24 protein-coding genes are annotated in these 21,995 nt (G+C 32.8%); 13 read left to right on the top strand and 11 right to left on the bottom strand.

Annotated elements, in window-relative coordinates; translation table 11 throughout:
- Positions 1-17: 17 nt before the first annotated feature.
- Both dltC and dltD read left to right on the top strand, forming a co-directional pair.
- On the top strand, positions 18-254 hold the full coding sequence (dltC, locus tag NST10_RS05665) for a D-alanine--poly(phosphoribitol) ligase subunit 2 (protein WP_000395692.1): 237 nt from the start codon (positions 18-20) through the stop codon (positions 252-254).
- Positions 251-1,426, top strand: coding sequence for a D-alanyl-lipoteichoic acid biosynthesis protein DltD (dltD, locus tag NST10_RS05660; protein WP_000769416.1), 1,176 nt, complete (start codon positions 251-253; stop codon positions 1,424-1,426). Before dltC ends, dltD begins: the two co-directional genes overlap by 4 nt.
- Positions 1,427-1,688: 262 nt before the next feature.
- Here dltD and NST10_RS05655 read toward each other — a convergent pair whose 3' ends face one another.
- Positions 1,689-1,931, bottom strand: a complete 243-nt coding sequence (locus NST10_RS05655; RefSeq protein WP_001141883.1) for a NifU family protein — start codon at positions 1,929-1,931, stop codon at positions 1,689-1,691.
- Positions 1,932-2,031: 100 nt separating this feature from the next.
- On the opposite strand from NST10_RS05655, the gene NST10_RS05650 reads away from it, so the two are divergent.
- On the top strand, positions 2,032-2,355 hold the full coding sequence (locus NST10_RS05650; RefSeq protein ID WP_000401409.1) for a YuzD family protein: 324 nt from the start codon (positions 2,032-2,034) through the stop codon (positions 2,353-2,355).
- Between the two features lie 59 nt (positions 2,356-2,414).
- Here NST10_RS05650 and NST10_RS05645 read toward each other — a convergent pair whose 3' ends face one another.
- The gene (locus NST10_RS05645) at positions 2,415-3,479 is read right to left on the bottom strand and encodes an NAD(P)/FAD-dependent oxidoreductase (protein WP_000794020.1); all 1,065 of its coding nucleotides are present in this window, start codon (positions 3,477-3,479) and stop codon (positions 2,415-2,417) included.
- Between the two features lie 316 nt (positions 3,480-3,795).
- Between NST10_RS05645 and NST10_RS05640 the strand changes: the two genes are divergently transcribed.
- The 6 genes from NST10_RS05640 to NST10_RS05615 all read left to right on the top strand — a co-directional run bounded on the left by NST10_RS05640 (position 3,796) and on the right by NST10_RS05615 (position 9,792).
- Complete coding sequence (locus tag NST10_RS05640) at positions 3,796-4,032, top strand: YuzB family protein (RefSeq protein ID WP_001068337.1); 237 nt, start codon at positions 3,796-3,798, stop codon at positions 4,030-4,032.
- Between the two features lie 12 nt (positions 4,033-4,044).
- Positions 4,045-4,404: an iron-sulfur cluster assembly accessory protein gene (locus tag NST10_RS05635; RefSeq protein ID WP_001143497.1), complete on the top strand. Its 360-nt coding sequence runs from the start codon at positions 4,045-4,047 to the stop codon at positions 4,402-4,404.
- A 453-nt stretch (positions 4,405-4,857) separates the two neighbouring features.
- A complete protein-coding gene (locus tag NST10_RS05630; RefSeq protein ID WP_000046076.1) occupies positions 4,858-6,066 on the top strand; it encodes an NAD(P)/FAD-dependent oxidoreductase in 1,209 nt (402 codons plus the stop codon).
- Between the two features lie 130 nt (positions 6,067-6,196).
- Complete coding sequence (locus NST10_RS05625; RefSeq protein WP_001009683.1) at positions 6,197-7,672, top strand: M17 family metallopeptidase; 1,476 nt, start codon at positions 6,197-6,199, stop codon at positions 7,670-7,672.
- 410 nt (positions 7,673-8,082) lie between these two features.
- The gene (locus NST10_RS05620) at positions 8,083-9,399 is read left to right on the top strand and encodes a Na+/H+ antiporter family protein (RefSeq protein WP_000606324.1); all 1,317 of its coding nucleotides are present in this window, start codon (positions 8,083-8,085) and stop codon (positions 9,397-9,399) included.
- A gap of 18 nt (positions 9,400-9,417) precedes the next feature.
- A complete protein-coding gene (locus NST10_RS05615) occupies positions 9,418-9,792 on the top strand; it encodes a PaaI family thioesterase (protein ID WP_000149292.1) in 375 nt (124 codons plus the stop codon).
- A gap of 55 nt (positions 9,793-9,847) precedes the next feature.
- Here the strand turns inward: NST10_RS05615 and NST10_RS05610 are convergent, their stop codons facing one another.
- The 9 genes from NST10_RS05610 to NST10_RS05570 form a co-directional block, all read right to left on the bottom strand.
- Positions 9,848-11,002 carry an FAD/NAD(P)-binding protein gene (locus tag NST10_RS05610; RefSeq protein ID WP_000558764.1) on the bottom strand — a complete coding sequence of 385 codons (1,155 nt, stop codon included), beginning with the start codon at positions 11,000-11,002 and terminating at the stop codon, positions 9,848-9,850.
- Between the two features lie 262 nt (positions 11,003-11,264).
- Positions 11,265-11,621, bottom strand: coding sequence for a Na+/H+ antiporter Mnh1 subunit G (gene mnhG1, locus NST10_RS05605; protein ID WP_000590451.1), 357 nt, complete (start codon positions 11,619-11,621; stop codon positions 11,265-11,267).
- Positions 11,599-11,892, bottom strand: a complete 294-nt coding sequence (gene mnhF1 / locus NST10_RS05600; protein ID WP_001016306.1) for a Na+/H+ antiporter Mnh1 subunit F — start codon at positions 11,890-11,892, stop codon at positions 11,599-11,601. Before mnhF1 ends, mnhG1 begins: the two co-directional genes overlap by 23 nt.
- Positions 11,892-12,371, bottom strand: a complete 480-nt coding sequence (gene mnhE1, locus NST10_RS05595) for a Na+/H+ antiporter Mnh1 subunit E (RefSeq protein WP_000290674.1) — start codon at positions 12,369-12,371, stop codon at positions 11,892-11,894. The genes mnhF1 and mnhE1 overlap by 1 nt, the downstream gene beginning before the upstream one ends.
- Before the next feature lies 1 nt (position 12,372).
- A complete protein-coding gene (gene mnhD1, locus NST10_RS05590) occupies positions 12,373-13,869 on the bottom strand; it encodes a Na+/H+ antiporter Mnh1 subunit D (protein WP_000573086.1) in 1,497 nt (498 codons plus the stop codon).
- A complete protein-coding gene (mnhC1, locus tag NST10_RS05585; RefSeq protein WP_000402803.1) occupies positions 13,862-14,203 on the bottom strand; it encodes a Na+/H+ antiporter Mnh1 subunit C in 342 nt (113 codons plus the stop codon). Before mnhC1 ends, mnhD1 begins: the two co-directional genes overlap by 8 nt.
- Entirely contained in the window at positions 14,203-14,631 is a 429-nt protein-coding gene (gene mnhB1 / locus NST10_RS05580; protein WP_001081626.1) for a Na+/H+ antiporter Mnh1 subunit B, read from the bottom strand. Before mnhB1 ends, mnhC1 begins: the two co-directional genes overlap by 1 nt.
- Positions 14,624-17,029: a Na+/H+ antiporter Mnh1 subunit A gene (gene mnhA1 / locus NST10_RS05575; protein WP_000054599.1), complete on the bottom strand. Its 2,406-nt coding sequence runs from the start codon at positions 17,027-17,029 to the stop codon at positions 14,624-14,626. Before mnhA1 ends, mnhB1 begins: the two co-directional genes overlap by 8 nt.
- Positions 17,030-17,159: 130 nt before the next feature.
- The gene (locus NST10_RS05570) at positions 17,160-17,543 is read right to left on the bottom strand and encodes a kinase-associated lipoprotein B (RefSeq protein ID WP_000781162.1); all 384 of its coding nucleotides are present in this window, start codon (positions 17,541-17,543) and stop codon (positions 17,160-17,162) included.
- A 63-nt stretch (positions 17,544-17,606) separates the two neighbouring features.
- Here NST10_RS05570 and NST10_RS05565 point away from each other — a divergent pair, with 63 nt between their 5' ends.
- The 4 genes from NST10_RS05565 (at position 17,607) to NST10_RS05550 (ending at position 21,979) form a co-directional block, all read left to right on the top strand.
- Positions 17,607-18,200: a peptidylprolyl isomerase gene (locus NST10_RS05565; protein ID WP_000035058.1), complete on the top strand. Its 594-nt coding sequence runs from the start codon at positions 17,607-17,609 to the stop codon at positions 18,198-18,200.
- 414 nt (positions 18,201-18,614) lie between these two features.
- Entirely contained in the window at positions 18,615-18,992 is a 378-nt protein-coding gene (ygs, locus tag NST10_RS05560; RefSeq protein ID WP_001067294.1) for a S1 domain-containing post-transcriptional regulator Ygs, read from the top strand.
- Positions 18,993-19,353: 361 nt separating this feature from the next.
- Positions 19,354-20,481: an NADH-dependent flavin oxidoreductase gene (locus NST10_RS05555; protein WP_000838046.1), complete on the top strand. Its 1,128-nt coding sequence runs from the start codon at positions 19,354-19,356 to the stop codon at positions 20,479-20,481.
- A gap of 307 nt (positions 20,482-20,788) precedes the next feature.
- Positions 20,789-21,979, top strand: a complete 1,191-nt coding sequence (locus tag NST10_RS05550) for an ornithine--oxo-acid transaminase (RefSeq protein WP_000167322.1) — start codon at positions 20,789-20,791, stop codon at positions 21,977-21,979.
- The last annotated feature ends 16 nt before the right edge of the window (positions 21,980-21,995 follow it).

The raw sequence follows: 21,995 nt of genomic DNA, 5'->3' as shown, positions 1-21,995 counted from the left end.
TAAAGGAGAATTTAATTATGGAATTTAGAGAACAAGTATTAAATTTATTAGCAGAAGTAGCAGAAAATGATATTGTAAAAGAAAATCCAGACGTAGAAATTTTTGAAGAAGGTATTATTGATTCTTTCCAAACAGTTGGATTATTATTAGAGATTCAAAATAAACTTGATATCGAAGTATCTATTATGGACTTTGATAGAGATGAGTGGGCAACACCAAATAAAATCGTTGAAGCATTAGAAGAGTTACGATGAAATTAAAACCTTTTTTACCCATTTTAATTAGTGGAGCGGTATTCATTGTCTTTCTATTATTACCTGCTAGTTGGTTTACAGGATTAGTAAATGAAAAGACTGTAGAAGATAATAGAACTTCATTGACAGATCAAGTACTAAAAGGCACACTCATTCAAGATAAGTTATACGAATCAAACAAGTATTATCCTATATACGGCTCTAGTGAATTAGGTAAAGATGACCCATTTAATCCTGCAATTGCATTAAATAAGCATAACGCCAACAAAAAAGCATTCTTATTAGGTGCTGGTGGTTCTACAGACTTAATTAACGCAGTTGAACTTGCATCACAGTATGATAAATTAAAAGGTAAGAAATTAACATTTATTATTTCACCACAATGGTTTACAAATCATGGTTTAACGAATCAAAACTTTGATGCTCGTATGTCTCAAACTCAAATTAATCAAATGTTCCAGCAGAAAAACATGTCTACTGAATTAAAACGTCGTTATGCACAACGTTTATTACAGTTTCCACATGTACACAATAAAGAATACTTGAAATCTTATGCTAAAAACCCTAAAGAAACTAAAGATAGTTATATTTCTGGTTTTAAAGAGAATCAATTGATTAAAATAGAAGCGATTAAATCATTGTTTGCAATGGATAAATCTCCATTAGAACATGTTAAACCTGCTACAAAACCAGACGCTTCTTGGGATGAGATGAAACAAAAAGCAGTTGAAATTGGTAAAGCTGATACTACATCGAATAAATTTGGTATTAGAGATCAATACTGGAAATTAATTCAAGAAAGTAAGCGTAAAGTTAGACGTGACTATGAATTCAATGTTAATTCTCCAGAATTCCAAGATTTAGAATTACTTGTAAAAACAATGCGTGCTGCTGGTGCAGATGTTCAATATGTAAGTATTCCATCAAACGGTGTATGGTATGACCACATTGGTATCGATAAAGAACGTCGTCAAGCAGTTTATAAAAAAATCCATTCTACTGTTGTAGATAATGGTGGTAAAATTTACGATATGACTGATAAAGATTATGAAAAATATGTAATCAGTGATGCCGTACACATCGGTTGGAAAGGTTGGGTTTATATGGATGAGCAAATTGCGAAACATATGAAAGGTGAACCACAACCTGAAGTAGATAAACCTAAAAATTAAAATACAAATAGCACATAACTCAACGATTTTGATTGAGGGTATGTGCTATTTTTATATTTTAAATTTCATAGAATAGAATAGTAATATGCGCTTGGATATGTGGCTATTATAAAATAATTAATCAGATAAATAGTATAAAATAACTTTCCCATCAGTCCAATTTGACAGCGAAAAAAGACAGGTAATAACTGATTATAAATAATTCAGTATTCCTGTCTTTGTTGTTATTCATAATATGTTCTGTTAACTTAATATCTTTATATTAGAATACTTGTTCTACTTCTATTACACCAGGCACTTCTTCGTGTAATGCACGCTCAATACCAGCTTTAAGAGTGATTGTAGAACTTGGGCATGTACCACATGCACCATGTAATTGTAATTTAACAATACCGTCTTCCACGTCAATCAATGAGCAGTCGCCACCATCACGTAATAAAAATGGGCGAAGACGTTCAATAACTTCTGCTACTTGATCAAACATCGTTGTATCTTCAGTAGGCATCAGGCAAGTCTCCTTTCGAGAGATGAATTTGATAATCTTTATTAGTATATTATAATAGATAGTGTAATAAAAATCTATCAAACCAATGGGGGATAAATATATGGAGCACGTGAGTGTGATAGTATATGGGGCAGATGTTATATGTGCAAGTTGCGTTAATGCGCCAACATCGAAAGATATTTATGACTGGCTACAGCCGCTATTAAAAAGAAAATACCCAAATATATCATTTAAATATACGTATATAGATATTACAAAAGATAATGACAACTTAACAGATCATGATTTACAATTTATTGAAAGAATAGAACAAGATGAACTATTTTATCCATTAATTACAATGAACGATGAATATGTAGCAGATGGTTATATACAAACAAAGCAAATCACTCGATTTATAGACCAAAAGCTTGTGAATGAATAATATACACATAATAAAAAGCAATGTCAGTAATAGTGTGAACTGACATTGCTTTTTAATTTTTAACCATTATGATATTTATATAACCAAAGTACGCCGGATTTCAAAATAGAAGCGAGTCGTCCTGTTACAGTGCGATCCATGATATATGCAAAACCTTGTTTATCTCCTAATGACCCAACGATACCTTGTACCTTTAGTTCCGGCATTTTGTCAGGTAATGGTTCATTTAGCCATTGCTTTTTAAGCACATCGGCAATTTGATCACCTTGAACTTCTGCTAACTGAGCACTTGGCGCATGTGGTAAATCAGCACAATCACCAACTACATAGACGTTACGATATGTTGGTACTTGATGATACTGGTTAACTATCACACGTCCATTACTATTTATATCAATCGGCAAGTTACGAACAACTTCAACAGGTTGAATTCCTGCTGTCCATACAACTAAATCAATATCTTTAGGTTCATCACAGTTATATATTTTACCAGGTTCAACTTTATTAATATTTGAATTTGGAACAACGGTAACATTATTTTTGGCGAACCATTTCGCAACATACTTACTTAATTTTTCTGGAAAATTTCTTAAAATTCGTGGCCCACGGTCATAAAGATATATTTCCAAGTCTGATCTACTTTCTCTTAATTCGCTGGCAAGTTCTATGCCGCTTAATCCAGCACCAACGATACCAACTTTAGCACCTTCTGGTAGTTCACTAATACTATGGAAAGTATCCCGAGCCTTTGAGAGTGTTTGAATACTATGTGTATATTCTTCGGCTCCTGGAACGTTATGATATTTATCTTCACATCCTAAACCAATAATTAGCTCATCATAATCAATTTTAGAATTACCGACTGAGACAATTTGAGCATCTAAATCTATGTCGTTAATTTCACCATAAACCGTATTCACTTGTGGATGATTAGGGAATTTCATGCGAACATCTTTATCTGATTTCGTGCCCGCAGCTAAAGCATAAAATTCTGGTTTCAATCCATGAAATGGCATACGATCAACTAATGTGACTGTATAATCTTGTGGTAAAGATGTAGTTAAAATGCGTGACATGATACGCATATTACCATATCCGCCGCCTAACAAAACTAAGTTTTTCATAATGAAGTACCCCTTTTATATGTTAATATTTACTTTAATTTTGAAAAGATCAAAGTGCATAGATATATTTGTTAATGAACAGTTATAAAATGCAAGTGTCTTTGATTCATCAATAACCCCTAAAAAAGTAAATATGTATTTATATGCTTATTATATATTTTTTTGAAAATGACTACAAATAAATATTTGTCCTAACTAAGGCACTATTACATAACTGGGATAAGAAACATCAGTTGTTGCTAATTGAGCACATCATGTTAAAATACCAGTTTTAAAATGCTATAATATTGTAACAAATGAAATAAGAAGGTGAAGTATGAATCCGATCGTAGAATTTTGTCTCTCTAACATGGCAAAAGGTGGAGATTATGTTTTTAATCAACTGGAAAATGACCCAGATGTCGATGTGTTAGAGTATGGTTGCCTGACACATTGTGGTATATGTTCAGCCGGGTTGTATGCTTTAGTAAATGGTGATATTGTTGAAGGTGATTCGCCGGAAGAATTATTACAAAATATATATGCACATATAAAAGAAACTTGGATTTTTTAAGGAGGAGTTATCATGCCAACAGTTATATTAACAGAAGCAGCTGCCTACGAAGTAAAAGATATGCTTAAAGCAAATGAAATGCCAGATGGCTATTTAAAAATTAAAGTGAATGGTGGCGGGTGCACTGGTTTAACATACGGAATGGGTGCAGAAGAAGCGCCTGGTGAAAATGATGAAGTCTTAGAATACTTTGGATTAAAAGTTTTAGTAGACAAAAAAGATGCACCCGTATTAAATGGTACGACTATTGATTTTAAGCAATCATTAATGGGTGGCGGTTTCCAAATCGACAATCCTAATGCAATTGCATCATGTGGCTGTGGTAGTTCATTTAGAACTGCAAAAGTTGCAGGTAATCCTGAAAACTGCTAATAAAATAACTTTTTAATGATTAACCCAATTTTGGGGATACAAATTGATATCAATTACGATTAGGGACATATTTGATTATGTCCTATTTTTGCGTAAAGATATTTTGTTTTATTAAAAATCTCATTAAAAATTAAGAATCTGACTATTAATAGTATTTTAAATGATCGTGATAACGGATACATTTTTAATCGAAATCAGGTTACGAAAAAATTAATTAATTTTTTCACAATCTGACTGAATCTTGCTTGAAAATATAACATAAAAGCTATAGAATTAGTATTGGATTAAAAATGTCTTTTTTGTGAACATCACAGGTTTTTACATAATTTAAAAGACTTAAATAACAAAATGATGATAAACTAGTATACATTGTGGTAAAAGTAGTAATGACCAGTTGTTACTAGTAATTATCAGCATTTGGTTAAAAAAATATGAAAGCTTAGGTGAAATTAAATGGCTCAAGATCGTAAAAAAGTACTTGTACTTGGTGCTGGTTATGCAGGTTTACAAACTGTAACTAAATTGCAAAAAGCGATATCAACAGAAGAAGCAGAAATTACGCTTATTAATAAAAATGAATATCACTATGAAGCAACATGGTTACATGAAGCATCAGCAGGTACACTAAACTATGAAGATGTATTATATCCTGTGGAAAGTGTCTTGAAGAAAGACAAAGTGAACTTTGTTCAAGCAGAAGTAACAAAAATTGACCGTGATGCTAAAAAGGTAGAAACAAATCAAGGTATTTATGACTTTGATATTTTAGTAGTAGCATTAGGTTTCGTTAGTGAAACATTCGGCATCGAAGGTATGAAAGATCATGCTTTCCAAATTGAAAATGTTATCACAGCACGTGAATTATCACGTCATATCGAAGACAAATTTGCTAACTATGCAGCATCAAAAGAAAAAGATGATAACGATTTATCTATCTTAGTTGGTGGTGCTGGATTCACTGGTGTTGAATTCTTAGGTGAATTAACAGACAGAATTCCTGAATTATGTAGCAAATATGGTGTGGATCAAAATAAAGTTAAAATCACTTGTGTTGAAGCAGCACCTAAAATGTTACCAATGTTCTCAGAAGAATTAGTTAACCACGCAGTTAGCTACTTAGAAGACCGCGGTGTTGAATTTAAAATTGCTACACCAATCGTTGCTTGTAACGAAAAAGGTTTCGTAGTTGAAGTAGATGGTGAAAAACAACAATTAAATGCAGGTACTTCAGTATGGGCTGCTGGTGTACGTGGTAGTAAATTAATGGAAGAATCATTTGAAGGCGTTAAACGTGGACGTATCGTTACAAAGCAAGATTTAACAATCAATGGTTACGACAACATTTTTGTTATTGGTGACTGTTCAGCGTTTATCCCAGCTGGAGAAGAGCGTCCATTACCAACTACAGCACAAATTGCAATGCAACAAGGTGAAAGTGTTGCTAAAAACATTAAACGCATCTTAAACGGTGAATCAACTGAAGAATTCGAATACGTTGATCGTGGAACTGTTTGTTCTTTAGGTTCACATGACGGTGTAGGTATGGTATTTGGTAAACCTATCGCTGGTAAAAAAGCAGCATTCATGAAAAAAGTGATTGATACACGTGCGGTATTCAAAATCGGTGGTATCGGTTTAGCTTTCAAAAAAGGTAAATTCTAGGCTTTAAATTAAGTTACAGCTAAACACATAAAATTAAATTATTCATTTATAAAGTCCTTCAGTGTCACTGAAGGGCTTTATTGTTGTACAATTTGAAGTGAGTAACATATCAAATCTAAGGAGGTACATTATGAATTTTAAATTAAATAACACAATAAGCAACGAAATAAATACATTGATTATTGGTATACCAGAACATTTAAATCAGTTAGAGCGCATTAGTTTTAATCATATCGATATTACAGAATCACTTGAAAGACTAAAACATCAACATATTATTGGTAGTAAAGTTGGGAAGATTTATACAACTGCATTTGATGTACAAGATCAAACATATCGTTTAATTACAGTTGGTTTAGGAAACTTAAAAACACGTAGTTATCAAGATATGTTGAAAATATGGGGACATCTTTTCCAATACATAAAGTCAGAACACATTGAAGATACGTATTTACTTATGGATTCATTTATTTCAAAATATGATCAGTTATCAGATGTATTAATGGCATGCGGTATTCAAAGTGAGCGTGCAACATATGAATTCGATCATTATAAATCAAGTAAGAAGGCACCGTTTAAGACAAATTTAAACCTTATTAGTGAATCATTAATTGAATTAGATTTTATTCATGAAGGTATCAGTATTGGCCAGTCCATTAATTTGGCAAGAGACTTTAGTAATATGCCACCGAATGTATTAACACCACAAACATTTGCAGAAGATATTGTTAATCATTTTAAAAATACAAAGGTCAAAGTAGAGGTTAAAGATTATGACACTTTAGTTTCTGAAGGATTTGGACTTTTACAAGCGGTAGGTAAAGGTAGTAAGCATAAACCGAGATTAGTAACCATCACATATAATGGCAAAGACAAAGATGAAGCACCAATTGCCTTAGTTGGTAAAGGTATAACGTATGATTCTGGTGGTTATAGTATTAAAACGAAGAATGGCATGGCTACAATGAAATATGACATGTGTGGCGCTGCGAATGTCGTTGGTATCATTGAAGCGGCTAGTCGTTTACAACTGCCTGTAAATATTGTCGGAGTGCTTGCTTGTGCTGAAAATATGATAAATGAAGCATCAATGAAGCCAGATGATGTATTTACAGCGTTAAGTGGTGAAACTGTAGAAGTAATGAATACAGACGCTGAAGGTAGATTAGTCCTTGCAGATGCTGTGTATTATGCAAATCAATATCAGCCTAGTGTGATTATGGACTTTGCTACATTAACGGGTGCAGCCATCGTTGCACTTGGCGATGATAAAGCTGCTGCATTTGAATCGAATAGTAAAGTGATATTAAACGACATATTACAAATAAGTTCTAAAGTCGATGAAATGGTATTTGAATTACCGATTACTGCAACCGAACGTGCAAGTATTAAACACAGTGATATCGCTGATTTAGTTAACCATACGAATGGACAAGGTAAAGCGCTATTTGCGGCAAGTTTTGTAACACATTTTAGTGGTCAAACACCTCACATTCATTTCGATATTGCAGGTCCAGCAACGACTAATAAAGCTTCATATAATGGTCCAAAAGGGCCAACAGGATTTATGATTCCGACGATAGTACAATGGTTAAAACAACAATAATTTAATTATTTGCCTGATACAACTTGTGTCTTGTTATACATTTCTAATTTAACTCTTGAAAGTATAAAGGATCGCATTGTATCAGGCATTTTCATTGTTGTAAGAAAATATAAATCGCATATCCTTGTGAGCATAAATCAACTTGATTAGCATTGCAAAAACTTATTATAAGCATATGTTCATTCAGTCAACGACTACTAATATAACATTATAGAACTTAGGATTTTGATTGGTGTTCCAGACTTGTAAAATTGTTTAATTTAATGAAAGCGAAAATTATTTTAAGAAAGACAATTAACTAAAAAATAAAGATTATTGGTATAGTTTGCTATTGACAGGTGTTAAAGCTACTGATACTATGTAGTCTATAAACGCTTTAGTTCGATAGAGTGATAAAGGGTGGTTGTCATATGATAAATGCAGTAGTAATAGCAGTAATATTAATGATTGTGCTATGTTTATGTCGATTAAACGTAGTTATAAGCTTATTTATCAGTGCGCTAGTAGGTGGCTTAATTTCAGGCATGAGCATTGAAAAAGTTATAAATGTATTTGGGAAAAATATAGTCGATGGTGCTGAGGTAGCATTAAGCTATGCCTTATTAGGTGGATTTGCAGCATTAATTTCATACAGTGGTATCACAGACTATTTAGTAGGAAAAATAATAAATGCAATTCACGCTGAAAATAGTCGATGGTCAAGAGTTAAAGTGAAAGTGACAATAATCATTGCATTATTAGCTATGAGTATCATGAGTCAAAACTTAATTCCTGTACATATTGCATTCATTCCAATTGTCATCCCACCATTATTAAGTCTGTTTAATGACTTAAAAATAGATAGACGTTTAATCGGTTTGATTATCGGTTTTGGTTTATGTTTCCCGTATGTGTTATTACCATATGGATTCGGTCAAATTTTCCAGCAAATTATTCAAAGTGGCTTTGCAAAGGCGAATCACCCAATTGAGTTTAATATGATTTGGAAAGCAATGCTTATTCCTTCAATGGGGTATATTGTTGGCTTACTTATCGGTTTATATGTATATCGTAAACCACGTGAATATGAAACACGTAAAATTTCAGATAGTGACAATGTTACAGAGTTAAAACCATATATCTTAATAGTAACAATTGTGGCAATACTAGCTACATTTTTAGTACAAACGTTTACAGATTCAATGATTTTTGGTGCACTGGCCGGGGTACTCGTATTCTTTATTTCACGTGCATATAATTGGTATGAATTAGATGCTAAGTTTGTTGAAGGTATTAAAATTATGGCTTATATTGGTGTAGTTATTTTAACAGCAAATGGATTTGCTGGTGTAATGAATGCTACTGGTGATATAGATGAATTAGTTAAAACTTTAACAAGTATTACTGGTGATAATAAATTATTTAGCATTATCATGATGTATGTGATAGGTTTAATTGTCACTTTAGGTATTGGATCATCATTTGCAACAATTCCTATTATCGCATCATTATTCATTCCTTTTGGAGCGTCAATTGGACTAGATACAATGGCATTAATCGCATTGATTGGAACAGCGAGTGCATTAGGTGACTCAGGTTCACCTGCAAGTGATTCAACATTAGGACCAACTGCGGGATTAAATGTTGATGGCCAACATGATCATATACGCGATACATGTGTACCAAACTTCTTGTTTTATAATATTCCTTTAATGATTTTCGGTACTATTGCTGCTATGGTACTATAAGCATAAAGAGGTGAAAATATGACTCATTTATTAGAGACATTTGAGATGTCAATAGATCACCAGGAAGATGGTTTAGTTGTTATTTCTATGCCTGTTACTGATAAAGTAAAACAACCATTTGGATATTTACATGGCGGTGCTTCGATTGCTTTAGGTGAAACAGCATGTTCATTAGGATCTGCTAATCTAATTGATACAACCAAATTTATTCCATTAGGTTTAGAGATGAATGCCAATCATATTCATTCTGCTAAAGATGGTCGTGTTATTGCGACAGCTGAAATTATTCATCAAGGTAAGTCAACACATGTATGGGATATAAAAATTAAGAATGACAAAGAACAATTAATTACAGTTATGCGTGGTACAGTTGCTATTAAACCTTTAAAATAAAAGAACTGCTAGCTGAAAAGTTATGAGATATTCATAACTACGGCTAGCAGTTTTTTTATGCGCTATATTGTTGTAATTTTAGAAATGCTTGTTCAATGCGTTCGGCAGCTTTACGGCCACCCATAACATTTCTACCAAATGGTCCTAATTCTAAGTCTGCAAAGCATCCTGCGACATATAGATTTGGTATCCATTCTAATTTTTCGGAAATAACAGGGTAATTACATTCGTTGATAGGTGCATCATAATTTTGTATTAATTGCTTAATAAGTGGTTGTGACATAAAATCTTGTTCAAAACCAGTTGCAACCATAATCTGTTGATATGGAACAGAATCATTTTCAGTGTTAATTAAACCATCACTAATTTGAGTGATAGGTGTTTTATGCACATTTATACGACCATTTTTAATATGTTTTTTAAGGCGTAAGTACAGTTCGTGAGGCATTGATCCTTTATGACGTTCACGTTGTACAATGGCATTTCTTTCAGGCATACTTTTAGTACTTAAAAATGAAGACATATTTTTCGGACCTAACCAACCAGGATCAGCATCAAAGTCATGTATTTCAATATCTTTATTTAGCCATAAATGAATCTTTTTATCGTCATCATGATTTAACAATTTAAGTGCAAGATGTGCAGCAGTAATACCACTACCAACGATATGATCGGTCTTATCATATACTACTTGATCATGTTCTTTCTCGAAGATATGATTTACATTCTGTTTGTCTTTTAAAATGTCAGGCATAAACGGAATATTTGTACTGCCTATTGCAATAACGACGCAATCTGTAGTGATAATTTGTCCATCTTCTAACTTGATATGCCATTTGTCTTCTTGTTTATCTAAAGTTTGAACTAAACCTTGAACCAAGCAATCCTCTAATTGATATTGTTTAGAAGCATGTGCAATATGATCCATAAACATTGTCAATTCAGGTCGCTGATAAGGACCATAAAAAGCATTTGTATATTGGTGCTGTTTAGCGAATTGTTTTAGATGGAACGGTTGTGGATGTACGTGATGTACAATCGGTGATCTTAAATAAGGCATTTCTATTCGATTTGTATATGAGTTAAACCTTTGGCAAAAAGTTTCATGTGGGTCAATGATTGTTAATCGGTCTGTTGTTAATCCGCTTGATAATAGTTTTTGTGCGATTGCAGTTCCCTGTATGCCACCGCCGATAATTGTCCAATGCATAATAAAACCTCTCTCTTTTTAAAGCGTAATCGTTACGATTTATAATCATTATTATCATAATACATAACGACATGAAAGGCAATTAAATTAAAGAGATATACCTAGATAGGGCGAAGGTGTAGTCAAAGAAGTATGTACTAAACTAAAATCATTGAAAAAGAGGTAACAATGTCAAAAGAAAACAGCAGTAAAATCATTCCTAATTTGGAATCATCTTACTGCTGTTTGTTGTTGATTTATATTCATGACTTTGTTATATAATCTATAATTTTGTGTCTTTTAAGTCTTCAGAAATTTCATCGACTTTAGTCTTTTTAGTATAAGGCGTTTTAATATTATATGCTGCTTTCATAATCATATGACTTGAAAGAGGACCTGTAATTAATACAAAGATAATCGCAACGATTAATTGCATATTTACAAAACCTTGAGTAGCAATAAAATATAAAAACGTACCAAATAGTAATGACATTGCACCTAATGTTGATGCTTTTCCGGCAGCATGTGCACGTGAATATACATCTTCAAGTCTCAATAATCCTATGGCTGCTAGGGCGCTAATTAAAGCACCGATGATAACAAAGATAAGTGCAAGACTAATCAGTATGATTTTGATCATGTTCAATCACCTTACCTTTGTCCATAAATTTAGAGAATACTGCAGTACCTAAAAAGGCTAATATACCAATCATCATAATAACGACAATCATGTATTTAATATTTAATAAAATACTGAATAATGCTATAACTGCCATTAATTGAAGACCAATCGCATCTAATGCGACAACACGATCGGCAAGTGATGGGCCTAGCACAACGCGAATGAGCATAGCTAACATAGAAATGACAACTATGATTAATGCAATAACGATAATAACATTATGATTCATTATATTTCGCCCACCTCTCTTACAATCTTCTCTAATGATGTTTTAATACTTTCTACTTCTTGCTCTTTAGTTGAAAAATCTATGGCATGAATATAAATTTTTGTACGATCATCACTTACACCAAGCACTACAGTACCAGGTGTTAATGTAATTAAATTAGACAACAAGACAATTTGCCAATCTTTTTTTAAATCTGTGTGATAAACAAAGAATCCTGGTTCATTTTTAATCGAAGGTTTAATAATAATTTTCAAAACATCAAAATTAGCTTTAATCAGTTCGATTAAGAAAATAATAACTAATTTAATAATACGATATAGCGTGATGACATAAAATCTACCTGGTAACACTCTGTGTAAGAGGTAAACAAGAACTAGGCCAAAGATGAAACCTAACACAAAGTTATTTGTTGTGTAACTATTTGTCACAAACAACCAAAACACTGCAATAATAAAGTTTAAAACTAATTGTACAGCCATGTTATTTACCTCCTAATACAGCTTTAACGTAGGTTGATGGATTGTAGAATGTTTCTGCACCAGCTTTTACCATTGGATATAAGTAATCTGCTGACAATCCATATAAAACAGTTATCACAACTGCAACGATTGCAATCGTAGTTAAATATTTGACGTCGACTTTGTTATTAAGATCATATCCTTTTGGTTGACCGAAAAAGCCTTGTAGGAATATGCGAATGACAGAATATAATACGACTAAACTTGATAATAAGACGATGACACCACTTAAATAAAATCCTCTTTCAAATGTTGATTGGACAATGAAAAATTTTCCATAAAAGCCACTGAGTGGGGGAATGCCAGCTAAACTTAATGCTGCGATAAAGAATGACCAACCAAGTACAGGATATCGTTTAATTAAGCCACCAAATTGTCTTAAATCAGCAGTGCCTGTAATTTTAATCATAATTCCGATAAGCAAGAATAATGCAAGTTTTACTAACATGTCGTGCAATGTATAGTAAATAGCACCAATCATACCTGACTCTGTCATCATTGCAACGCCGACTAAGATCACACCTACAGCAATCATGACATTGTATAGGATGATTTTTTTAATGTTGGCATATGCAACAGCACCGACACAACCAAAGATGATCGTTAATAGTGCTAAGAATAAAATGACATAATGTGAAAAGCTTACATTATCACTAAAGAATAGGCTCAATGTTCTAGCGATTGCATAAACACCAACTTTTGTTAACAAAGCACCAAAGAATGCAATGATTGGAATTGGTGGTGCATAGTATGCACTAGGTAACCAAACAAACATTGGGAATACGCCAGCTTTTGTAGCAAAAACAAAGATAAATAGTATGAAAACGATATTGACTAAGCCACTGTCATGCGCTGAAAGGTTAGCTAATTTATTGCTTATATCTGCTAGATTCAATGTTCCTACTACTGAATACAAAATCGCTACACCCATTACGAAGAAGGATGACGATACAACGTTAACAAGAACATATTTTATTGTTTCTTGTAGTTGAATTTTTGTAGAACCAATTACTAATAAGAAATAAGATGACATTAAAAATACTTCGAAAAATACGAATAGGTTGAAAATGTCACCAGTTGTGAATGCACCAATGATACCTATTAACATAAATAGTACTGAAAAATAATAATAATATCTTTCACGTTCAATACCAATTGTTTGGTATGAATATAAAATCACAATAGCTGTAATAATAATACTAGTAATAATTAGTAGGGCACTGAATATGTCTAAAACAAAGACAATACTGTAAGGCGCTTTCCATGAACCTAGTTCAACTCGTAATGGTCCATGTTTTACAACATTTGCTAAATTGATAATTGCCGCGACCAAGGTTAATAATGTACCGCCTAGTGCGACATAACGCTTTATAATAGGACGTTTTCCAATAAAGACAAGTAATATGGCTGTAATTACTGGAATGACGAGCGTTAACACAAGCATATTACTTTCAATCATCTTCTGGAACTCCTTTCATACTCTCAACGTTATCTGTGCCTAATTCTTTATATGTTCTAAATGCTAATACTAAGAAAAAGGCTGTTGTCGCAAAGGCGATAACGATTGCTGTTAAAATAAGTGCTTGCGGGATAGGATCAACATAGCTTTTTACGTTCGCTTCATAAATTGGAACAGTACCATGTTTAAGTCCGCCCATAGTTATTAAAAATAAATTTGCTGCATGTGTTAATAGCGTAGTTCCCATAACAATTCGTATCAGACTTTTAGACAAAACGAGATAGACACTAATTGCTGTGAGAATACCACTAACAAAAATCATAATAATTTCCACTATTCGTTCTCTCCAATCGAAATAATAATTGTCATGACAGTACCAACTACTGCACATAAAACACCGAAATCAAAGAATACTGCTGTTGTCATATGAACAGGTTCTAATATAAATAACGGTATATCAAATGTGACATGCGTAAAGAAATTTTTGCCTAAAAACCAACTTGCAATAGGCGTCGCAATACAAAAAACTAATCCGATACCTATCAAGATTTTAAAATCTAATGGGAAAATTTTACGCATTGTTTCTATATCAAATGCAATCGTAATGATAACAAGTGAACTTGCGAATAATAATCCGCCGACGAAACCGCCACCAGGTGTATAATGTCCTGCTAAGAAAAGTGAAAAACCAAAGACCATTACCATGAAAAAGATAATAACTGCAGCAAATTGCAAAATTAGATCATTTTGTTGTCTATTCATGATTTTTCACCTCGTTACCTTGCGTTTGACGCTTTTTACGTAATTTAATCATTGTATATACAGCTAATCCTGCGATACCAAGCACAGATGACTCGAATAAAGTATCCATACCACGGAAATCAACTAGTATAACGTTTACCATGTTTTTACCGTGAGCTAAATCATAAACGTGCTCTTGATAAAACTTAGAAATCGATTCAAAATGTCTATTTCCGTATGCAATTAAACCGATAATAATGACGGACAAACCAACACCACCAGCAATTAAAGCATTAGTAAGCTGGAATGAGCGCTTTTCATTATAACGATTTAAATTTGGTAAGTGATAGAAGCATAATAAGAACAATGCTGTTGAAATAGATTCAACGACAAACTGTGTCAATGCTAAGTCGGGTGCTTTAAAGAATATAAACAATACAGACACAGCATATCCAACTGCACTTAACATAATGATGCTAAATAATCTTGATTTAGCGAAAAGAATTAAAAAGGCAGCACTTAATAATAAAATTACGATACAAACTTCGAAAATTCTAATCGGACTAACGTCTTTAAAATTAATGTTGAAAGGTACTGAGAATACAGTGACAAATGTTAATAAAATTAATGCACCAAAAATGATAACTAAATTATTACGTGAATAATCGGTAACATAGCTATTCGTCATCTTTTCAGAGTAGTTTGGAATAACATTTGCACTTCTGTTGTACCAATAATTGAATGTTAGTTTACCAGGTTGTCGTTGCAACAATTTCACCCAATAACTAAATGTCACAATTAGTAAGATACCTAAAATATAAATCACTAATGTTGATAAAAAGGCAGGCGTTAATCCATGGAACATATGGAATTCAACATCATCAATTACCGTATGATTAATCGAAGATGTAGCTGGTTCAATAATCGAATTAGTTAAAATGCCAGGGAATAAACCAAATACAATTACTAATGTAGCTAAAATAGCTGGTGATAAAAGCATTAATATTGATACTTCGTGTGCTTTTTTAGGTAATTGTTCAGGTTTATATTGTCCGAAAAATATATGCATTATAAATTTAATTGAATATACAAATGTGAAGACACTGCCCACTATACCAATGATTGGGAATAGGTAGCCTAATGTATCAACACTGAATAAATTTGCTTTGCTTGCTGTAAATGTTGTTTCTAAAAATGATTCTTTTGATAAGAAACCATTGAACGGTGGTACACCAGCCATACTTAATGCTGTAATAACAGTGATTGTAAATGAAATAGGCATAATTGTTAGTAAGCCACCTAATTTCTTAACATCACGTGTACCAGTAGAATGATCCACTGCACCAGTAATCATAAATAGGGCACCTTTAAATGTTGCATGGTTGATTAAATGGAATATTGCAGCCGTGAATGCAGCAGCATATATTTTGCTATCATCGCCTTGATAGTGATAACTAATGGCACCGATTCCAAGCATCGCCATAATCATACCTAATTGGGATACTGTTGAAAATGCCAGTATACCTTTCAAGTCTTGTTGTTTTGTTGCGTTTAGCGAAGCCCAGAATAACGTAATTAAACCAACAAGTGTGACAGTCCATATCCAACCTTGCGATGCTGCGAAGATTGGTGTCATTCGAGCGATTAAATATAACCCTGCTTTAACCATTGTTGCTGAATGAAGATAAGCACTGACTGGTGTAGGTGCTTCCATTGCATCTGGTAGCCAAATATAAAATGGAAACTGAGCAGATTTTGTAAAAGCACCAATCATGATTAAAATCATCGCAAAAATGAAGAATGGGCTATTTTGAATTTCAGAAGCATGTTGAATCATGTACTGAATGCTAAATGATTGTGTTGGTATAGCGAGTAAGATGATACCACCTAATAATGATAGACCACCAAATACTGTGATTATAAGCGATTTTTGAGCACCATATATAGATGCTTGTCGTTCGCGCCAGAATGAAATAAGTAAAAAACTAGAAAATGACGTTAGCTCCCAGAATAAATATAGAATAATAACATTATCTGAAAGTACGACACCTAACATTGCACCCATAAATAGTAATAAATAACAATAAAAATTCCCTAGTTGTTCTGACTTACTTAAGTAGCCGATTGAATATAATACTACTAAACTGCCGATTCCTGAAATAAGCAAACTAAAGAGTAAACCTAAGCCATCAAGATATAAATCAAAGTTCATACCAAAATGAGGCATCCAATTTAAGGTTTTCATTACAGTATTACCTGACATCGTCGTTTTAATTAATGTAAGCATATAAATAAATATGACGATAGGGACAGGTAATACGAACCATCCTAAATGTATACGTTTAAAAAATCTATACAGGATAGGAATAATGAGTGCGAATATTAACGGTAATATCACCGCAATATGTAACAAACTCACTATGTTGTCCTCCTTTAAAAAATATTTATGTTATTCATTATACATGAATGATATAGTTCTGAAAAACGTACACACTCCTTGTTGTGCTTTATTTTCAGAAGTATTTAAATAAGAAGAAACACGTCATTTTTTATTTAAAATTTTCTTTGTATTGAAGTGAATAATCTTCTTTTAAGCGTGCTAAACTAGCTAAAGACATTTCAGCATGTTTTGTTTGCTGAGCTTTAAGTTTAGTTTCTAAATCTGTAATTGCTTGTTGAAGTGAATCTTCATAGCGCAATACATCAACATTGAAGTCGCGTAATTGTGAACGTTTCGTATAGCGTTTTTCAAAATGACTTAATGCTTTGCGTTCATGGAAAAATACACCTTCAGTTTCAGTAGGGTTATGTAAATCACCTTGTTTCGGGTGTTTGATAACTTGTTCAACTTTAACAAGGACATCGTCTCCATTTTCTTCAACAATCGTGACACCATAGCTACCTGTTTTGTGTGAAAATCGATATAGCTTCATGCTATTTTCCTCCCTTAAAAGTATGTTAATATATATGTATCATAACATGAATGGAGAATATAAATGGCTAACTATCCACAGTTAAACAAAGAAGTACAACAAGGTGAAATTAAAGTGGTTATGCACACAAATAAAGGTGACATGACATTCAAATTATTTCCAAATATTGCACCAAAAACAGTTGAAAATTTTGTGACACATGCAAAAAATGGTTATTATGATGGAATAACATTCCACCGTGTCATTAATGACTTCATGATTCAAGGTGGCGATCCAACAGCTACTGGTATGGGTGGCGAAAGTATTTATGGCGGTGCTTTTGAAGATGAATTTTCGTTAAATGCATTTAACTTATATGGCGCATTATCAATGGCTAACTCAGGACCTAATACAAATGGTTCACAATTTTTCATTGTTCAAATGAAAGAAGTACCTCAAAATATGTTAAGTCAACTTGCAGATGGTGGCTGGCCTCAACCAATCGTTGATGCATATGGCGAAAAGGGTGGTACACCATGGTTAGATCAAAAACATACAGTATTCGGTCAAATCATTGATGGTGAAACTACTTTAGAAGATATTGCAAATACAAAAGTGGGACCACAAGACAAACCACTTCATGATGTTGTAATTGAATCTATTGATGTTGAAGAATAATATCTAAACATAATTAACTGCCAACATTTTAAACTCGGATAAAGCTAATTTATGAATGGATTAGTATATATTCCAACGAAAACAAATAAACTAATATGATGAGCAATCTCAATATATTTATCAAGAAAGCACAGTTTTTAAATAGATGTGTATTCTAGAGATAATAGTTGAGGTTGCTTTTTATGTTTTACAGAGAATTGCTATTCAAATAGTTAATAAATTGAAAACAAAGTAGCTGGATATCATATTGATTTAGATAGGAATTTGTTGCTGATTTTATTTGTAAATCCAAGTTTGTAGTATTCTTATTCATTTATAAAATAATATTCGTATGATTTGATGTTTTAATTAGTCCACCATTTCGATTTGTGCTATGATAATAGTGTTAAGTAAACGAAATAAGGGGTTATTAAGTTGAATAACTACAAAATTGGCCAACATATCAAGGTGCGTGTAACTGGTATTCAACCATACGGTGCGTTTGTTGAGACCCCTAATCATACTGAAGGACTGATTCATATATCAGAAATTATGGATGACTACGTTCATAATTTGAAGAAATTTCTATCAGAAGGCCAAATTGTTAAAGCTAAAATTTTGTCTATAGATGATGAAGGAAAGCTCAATCTATCATTAAAGGATAATGATTACTTCAAAAATTATGAGCGTAAGAAGGAAAAACAATCAGTATTAGATGAAATCAGAGAAACAGAAAAATATGGGTTTCAAACACTTAAAGAACGCTTACCAATCTGGATAAAACAGTCAAAGCGAGCAATTCGAAACGACTAAAGGAACAGATAAATCGTACCGAAAATCATACAAAGGGTCTGAAATGAAAGTTTCTTAGACTATAAAAGAGATTAGTATCTATTAAATTATATTAGATACTAATCTCTTTTTGTCTGCGTTAACGTAATATGATTGATTCTATTTACACGTACAAATGGTTTAAGGTGACATATCCATTATCTTTATTAGATAGAATCGTTGATTTGCAATGATGTATGTGGATTTGTTTTTTTAATTTATTTTAGAAATGAGAACTACAACTTAAAGTATTAAACGAATTGCAACTATATAAACAGATAATTGGAGAATGAAAAAATTACATGTTATAGTCAACTCAATAATTTTAAGGAGGAATTAAGTAATGAAAAGTAAATACGAACCATTGTTTGATAAAGTAGTATTACCAAATGGAGTAGAGTTGAGAAATCGATTTGTGTTAGCCCCTTTAACACATATTTCTTCAAATGATGATGGTACTATTTCAGATATAGAACTTCCTTATATTGAAAAGCGTTCACAAGATGTTGGTATTACAAGTAATGCTGCGAGTAATGTGAGTGATGTCGGAAAAGCATTTCCAGGACAGCCGTCAATCGCGCATGACAGTGATATTGAAGGACTAAAACGATTAGCTACAGCAATGAAGAAAAACGGTGCCAAAGCACTCGTACAAATACATCATGGCGGTGCACAAGCATTGCCTGAATTAACACCTGATGGAGACGTCGTAGCACCAAGTCCAATTTCTTTAAAAAGTTTCGGTCAGAAACAAGAACATAGTGCTAGAGAAATGACGAATGAAGAGATTGAACAAGCAATCAAGGATTTTGGTGAAGCAACGCGACGTGCAATTGAAGCAGGGTTTGATGGTGTTGAAATTCATGGCGCGAATCATTACTTAATTCATCAATTTGTATCACCATACTATAATAGAAGAAATGATGTATGGGCAAATCAATATAAATTCCCGATCGCTGTGATTGAAGAAGTGCTTAAAGCGAAAGAAGTGTATGGTAATAAAGACTTTATAGTTGGATACAGATTATCTCCAGAGGAAGCGGAGTCTCCAGGAATCACAATGGAAATTACAGAGGAACTCGTTAATAAAATTAGCCATATGCCAATCGACTATATTCATGTTTCAATGATGGATACGCATGCAACGGCACGTGAAGGTAAATACGCTGGACAAGAAAGACTGCCTTTAATTCACAAATGGATAAATGGTCGTATGCCACTTATCGGTATTGGTTCAATTTTCACAGCTGACGACGCTTTAGATGCAGTTGAAAATGTTGGTGTTGACTTAGTAGCCATTGGTAGAGAGCTACTACTAGATTATCAATTTGTTGAAAAAATTAAAGATGGACGGGAAGATGAAATTATTAATTACTTTGATCCAGAGAGAGAAGATAATCATCACTTAACTCCTAATTTATGGCATCAATTTAATGAAGGGTTCTATCCATTACCACGTAAAGATAAATAAGTGTTTGACTGTTACCACTAATGATATTGTGTATGCAATTTGTTAGTGGTTTTCAATATTTATAAATAAAAATATTCTTAGTAAAATATACTTTTGATTAAGTGTAAAATTATCAATTCTTTTGCTTGTAATCATTTAAGTAATTATGTCATTATAAATGTAAGGGTTTTCAAAATAGACAAATTTAATGAAACTTAGTGATTAATTCATCTTTTCGGGTGAAAAAGTATCTGCTTTGAAAACTAATGTAATTATTTGGATAATGTTTCATGTATAATAGTTATAAATGATGAAAAGGGGAGATATGATGACTAAATCTGAAAAAATTATTGAGTTAACAAATCATTACGGAGCACATAATTATTTACCATTGCCAATTGTCATTTCAGAAGCTGAAGGGGTATGGGTTAAAGATCCTGAAGGCAATAAATATATGGATATGTTATCTGCATATTCCGCTGTTAACCAAGGTCATAGACATCCGAAAATTATTCAAGCATTAAAAGATCAAGCTGATAAAGTGACTCTAGTTTCACGTGCTTTTCATAGTGATAACTTAGGAGAATGGTACGAAAAAATTTGTAAACTGGCAGGTAAAGATAAAGCTTTACCAATGAATACAGGTGCTGAAGCAGTAGAAACAGCTTTGAAAGCAGCACGACGCTGGGCATACGATGTTAAAGGAATTGAGCCAAATAAAGCAGAAATCATTGCATTTAATGGTAACTTCCATGGTCGAACAATGGCGCCAGTTTCATTATCATCAGAAGCAGAATACCAACGTGGTTATGGTCCATTATTAGATGGGTTTAGAAAAGTTGATTTTGGTGATGTAGATGCATTGAAAGCTGCAATTAATAAAAATACTGCAGCAGTTTTAGTAGAACCAATTCAAGGTGAAGCGGGTATAAATATACCACCAGAAGGATATTTGAAAGCAATTAGAGAATTATGTGATGAACATAATGTCTTATTTATTGCTGACGAAATCCAAGCAGGATTAGGTCGTTCGGGTAAATTATTTGCTACGGATTGGGATAATGTAAAACCTGATGTCTATATTTTAGGTAAAGCACTAGGTGGTGGTGTCTTCCCAATTTCTGTTGTATTAGCAGATAAAGAAGTATTAGATGTCTTTACACCTGGCTCACATGGTTCAACATTTGGTGGTAATCCACTTGCTTGTGCAGCATCAATTGCTGCATTAGATGTTATCGTTGATGAGGATTTACCAGGTCGCTCTTTAGAATTAGGAGATTATTTTAAAGAACAATTAAAGCAAATTGATCATCCATCAATTAAAGAAGTCCGTGGACGTGGTTTGTTTATAGGTGTGGAACTTAATGAAAGTGCTAGACCATACTGTGAAGCATTAAAAGAAGAAGGCTTATTATGTAAAGAAACGCATGATACTGTCATTCGTTTTGCACCACCATTAATTATTACTAAAGAAGAATTGGACCTTGCACTTGAAAAAATAAGACATGTATTTCAATAATGTCAAAAAGTTGTAA

Source organism: Staphylococcus sp. FSL W8-0305 (assembly GCF_037966415.1).
Lineage (GTDB): Bacteria > Bacillota > Bacilli > Staphylococcales > Staphylococcaceae > Staphylococcus > Staphylococcus aureus.
The sequence above is the reverse complement of the archived record's forward strand: the minus strand, read 5'-3'. Positions and strand labels throughout refer to the sequence as shown.

What these genes read in the sequence shown, in the direction of transcription:
- NST10_RS05610 (WP_000558764.1), bottom strand. Translation starts at nt 11,002, where the DNA reads ATGCATTGGACAATTATCGGCGGTGGCATACAGGGAACTGCAATCGCA.
- NST10_RS05655 (WP_001141883.1), bottom strand. Translation starts at nt 1,931, where the DNA reads ATGCCTACTGAAGATACAACGATGTTTGATCAAGTAGCAGAAGTTATT.
- NST10_RS05555 (WP_000838046.1), top strand. Translation starts at nt 19,354, where the DNA reads ATGAAAAGTAAATACGAACCATTGTTTGATAAAGTAGTATTACCAAAT.
- mnhE1 (WP_000290674.1), bottom strand. Translation starts at nt 12,371, where the DNA reads ATGGCTGTACAATTAGTTTTAAACTTTATTATTGCAGTGTTTTGGTTG.
- NST10_RS05645 (WP_000794020.1), bottom strand. Translation starts at nt 3,479, where the DNA reads ATGAAAAACTTAGTTTTGTTAGGCGGCGGATATGGTAATATGCGTATC.
- NST10_RS05620 (WP_000606324.1), top strand. Translation starts at nt 8,083, where the DNA reads ATGATAAATGCAGTAGTAATAGCAGTAATATTAATGATTGTGCTATGT.
- NST10_RS05615 (WP_000149292.1), top strand. Translation starts at nt 9,418, where the DNA reads ATGACTCATTTATTAGAGACATTTGAGATGTCAATAGATCACCAGGAA.
- mnhF1 (WP_001016306.1), bottom strand. Translation starts at nt 11,892, where the DNA reads ATGAATCATAATGTTATTATCGTTATTGCATTAATCATAGTTGTCATT.
- dltD (WP_000769416.1), top strand. Translation starts at nt 251, where the DNA reads ATGAAATTAAAACCTTTTTTACCCATTTTAATTAGTGGAGCGGTATTC.
- NST10_RS05635 (WP_001143497.1), top strand. Translation starts at nt 4,045, where the DNA reads ATGCCAACAGTTATATTAACAGAAGCAGCTGCCTACGAAGTAAAAGAT.
- NST10_RS05650 (WP_000401409.1), top strand. Translation starts at nt 2,032, where the DNA reads ATGGAGCACGTGAGTGTGATAGTATATGGGGCAGATGTTATATGTGCA.
- mnhG1 (WP_000590451.1), bottom strand. Translation starts at nt 11,621, where the DNA reads ATGATCAAAATCATACTGATTAGTCTTGCACTTATCTTTGTTATCATC.
- NST10_RS05625 (WP_001009683.1), top strand. Translation starts at nt 6,197, where the DNA reads ATGAATTTTAAATTAAATAACACAATAAGCAACGAAATAAATACATTG.
- mnhB1 (WP_001081626.1), bottom strand. Translation starts at nt 14,631, where the DNA reads ATGAATAGACAACAAAATGATCTAATTTTGCAATTTGCTGCAGTTATT.
- mnhD1 (WP_000573086.1), bottom strand. Translation starts at nt 13,869, where the DNA reads ATGATTGAAAGTAATATGCTTGTGTTAACGCTCGTCATTCCAGTAATT.
- NST10_RS05565 (WP_000035058.1), top strand. Translation starts at nt 17,607, where the DNA reads ATGGCTAACTATCCACAGTTAAACAAAGAAGTACAACAAGGTGAAATT.
- NST10_RS05550 (WP_000167322.1), top strand. Translation starts at nt 20,789, where the DNA reads ATGACTAAATCTGAAAAAATTATTGAGTTAACAAATCATTACGGAGCA.
- NST10_RS05640 (WP_001068337.1), top strand. Translation starts at nt 3,796, where the DNA reads ATGAATCCGATCGTAGAATTTTGTCTCTCTAACATGGCAAAAGGTGGA.
- NST10_RS05630 (WP_000046076.1), top strand. Translation starts at nt 4,858, where the DNA reads ATGGCTCAAGATCGTAAAAAAGTACTTGTACTTGGTGCTGGTTATGCA.
- NST10_RS05570 (WP_000781162.1), bottom strand. Translation starts at nt 17,543, where the DNA reads ATGAAGCTATATCGATTTTCACACAAAACAGGTAGCTATGGTGTCACG.
- dltC (WP_000395692.1), top strand. Translation starts at nt 18, where the DNA reads ATGGAATTTAGAGAACAAGTATTAAATTTATTAGCAGAAGTAGCAGAA.